The sequence below is a fragment of the Thalassobacterium maritimum genome, assembly GCF_031127805.1.
Taxonomy (GTDB): Bacteria; Verrucomicrobiota; Verrucomicrobiia; order Opitutales; family Coraliomargaritaceae; genus Thalassobacterium; species Thalassobacterium maritimum.
This window is the reverse complement of the sequence record NZ_JARXHW010000125.1, coordinates 1-1687: the sequence shown is the minus strand read 5'-3', so window position 1 is coordinate 1687 and position 1687 is coordinate 1. Positions and strand designations below refer to the sequence as shown.

Below are 1687 nucleotides of genomic sequence, written 5' to 3'. Positions count from 1 at the left end.
CGCATGGCAGCTGTCAGTCCCGCCGAAGGGGAATGAGCGTAGCGAGTCGGGGGTGGTGTGAGAGGTGGCGTCCCGAGTGGCGTCACCTACTCGATTTAGCTCTAGTGTCATCTGTAGTGGCGAAGATGTCCATTGAGATCGCCAGTGTATAATCCGCCTTCAGTTTTGTAGATGAAAATTGTCACCTCTGGGTCTGTTTCTTCAGGAGGTGTAGTAGGTCTGCTGTATGAGAATCCCTTTCTGTTTATGAATTCTTTCAATTCTGGATGATCGCTGAAATAGCTTTCCAAGTCTCGGTTTAAGTCAGTGGGAAACTCATTCTTTTCTTTCGCATATATGCTGAGGGTGAAGCTTAACTGCCTGATGATTGATGTCTCATCTACTTCCCTTTGGAATGTTGCTACAGTCTGAAGCATTAGTGCGCCCAATAGGACATTCAATAAGACAGATATTCCGAAGATAAATCGCATAAGAAGTTTTCTCTTTTTATTCAGCTAACGTAGAAGACTGGCGATCCCAGCCTGTGAATTTAGTAGTTTAAGTGGTTGTCGAATACCCGGCGGCGTAAATGGGATTGACCAGCTCTGACTGGATATCCCTTTCAGTCCAACCGATAGGGTCGAACTCGCCAATCGCCAATTCTTCTTTTTTTCAATTCTTTTGGATCGTTTGAGATGCCTCAAATTGGCCTTCATTCAAACCCTCAATTTAAATTTATTTCTTCTCTGGATATCGTAGACGAGAGGGATAGATGAGCGCCAGCGAAATCTATTGCCTCATCGGACTGGTTCTGCCTTTAGAGTAGGCCAGTAGTGTTTAAATATCTCGATGATTTTTTCTTGGTTTTCTGGAGTTTGTTTTATGAAGAAATATGAAGTTCTTCTGTGGCGTGCACTAACTGTGACTGGCCTAATTGAATCTTCGCAATGTGAACTAATGGAAATCAGACTTCCATCAACTCCAATGAAGCTCACCCCGTTAACTTGTAGAAAGCGAAACCACTCCATTTCCATCGCATTCATCTCCTCATCGTATTCTTTTTCAAAGGGGATATAGTCTTCGGGTAGCTCTTCTCGTTTTGGATACTCGGGGTAGATCGTATACATCCAAATTTCAGTGTTAACTTTCTCAGTTTTGTAGGGATCTTTTGTTTGTAGACTATTAAATGGATCAACACCTTCGTTTGCCATTAAGCTATGTATCGCTAGCGATAATAGAAGTAGGATGATGTGTTTCATTTCTTTCGCAGAACGATGCTCTGGCACGGCGCGTTAGCGACGTTGTCCAGAAGCGGCTGGTTCTGCTTTCGGTTTCCTCGGGGTAACTACTATGTAGCAGGAAAGGACAAAAATCACAGCCAGTGAAAACATCAGTAAACCGCTGAATTGATCAAGCTGACTGTTTGCGAGTGAAATGATCTGATATGCCTCTTCTATTCTTTCTTCATTTTGCTCTTGTAGCTGAATTTTCCGGAGGCCTTCGGCTACGCTTGGTCGTTCAGAATTCGCTAGCTTGCTGGCCACGAAGAACAGACTAGCAAACCCTAATGTGCCGATGATGAATGGGATTTTAGATTTCATTTAGTTGCAGAACGTGGAGACCAGACACCCAGCCTGTGGGCTCAGTCTTCCTGTTGATTTTTAGAGTTTTACGGGCGGGTTAAATGGGTTGTCTGTGTCGTCTGGAT

The 1687-nt window shown here is 43.9% G+C and carries 3 protein-coding genes; all 3 read right to left on the bottom strand.

The window, feature by feature from the left end; translation table 11 throughout:
• Positions 1 to 107 precede the first annotated feature (107 nt).
• The 3 genes from QEH52_RS19500 to QEH52_RS19490 all read right to left on the bottom strand — a co-directional run bounded on the left by QEH52_RS19500 (position 108) and on the right by QEH52_RS19490 (position 1580).
• Positions 108 to 416, bottom strand: a complete 309-nt coding sequence (locus QEH52_RS19500) for a hypothetical protein (RefSeq protein ID WP_308952632.1) — start codon at positions 414 to 416, stop codon at positions 108 to 110.
• Positions 417 to 776: 360 nt separating this feature from the next.
• Positions 777 to 1238: a hypothetical protein gene (locus QEH52_RS19495; RefSeq protein ID WP_308952631.1), complete on the bottom strand. Its 462-nt coding sequence runs from the start codon at positions 1236 to 1238 to the stop codon at positions 777 to 779.
• Positions 1239 to 1271: 33 nt separating this feature from the next.
• Positions 1272 to 1580 (bottom strand): hypothetical protein, encoded by a 309-nt coding sequence (locus tag QEH52_RS19490; RefSeq protein WP_308952630.1) that lies wholly within the window; start codon positions 1578 to 1580, stop codon positions 1272 to 1274.
• Between the last annotated feature and the right edge of the window lie 107 nt (positions 1581 to 1687).

What these genes read in the sequence shown, in the direction of transcription:
- QEH52_RS19500 (WP_308952632.1), bottom strand. Translation starts at nt 416, where the DNA reads ATGCTTCAGACTGTAGCAACATTCCAAAGGGAAGTAGATGAGACATCA.
- QEH52_RS19495 (WP_308952631.1), bottom strand. Translation starts at nt 1,238, where the DNA reads ATGAAACACATCATCCTACTTCTATTATCGCTAGCGATACATAGCTTA.
- QEH52_RS19490 (WP_308952630.1), bottom strand. Translation starts at nt 1,580, where the DNA reads ATGAAATCTAAAATCCCATTCATCATCGGCACATTAGGGTTTGCTAGT.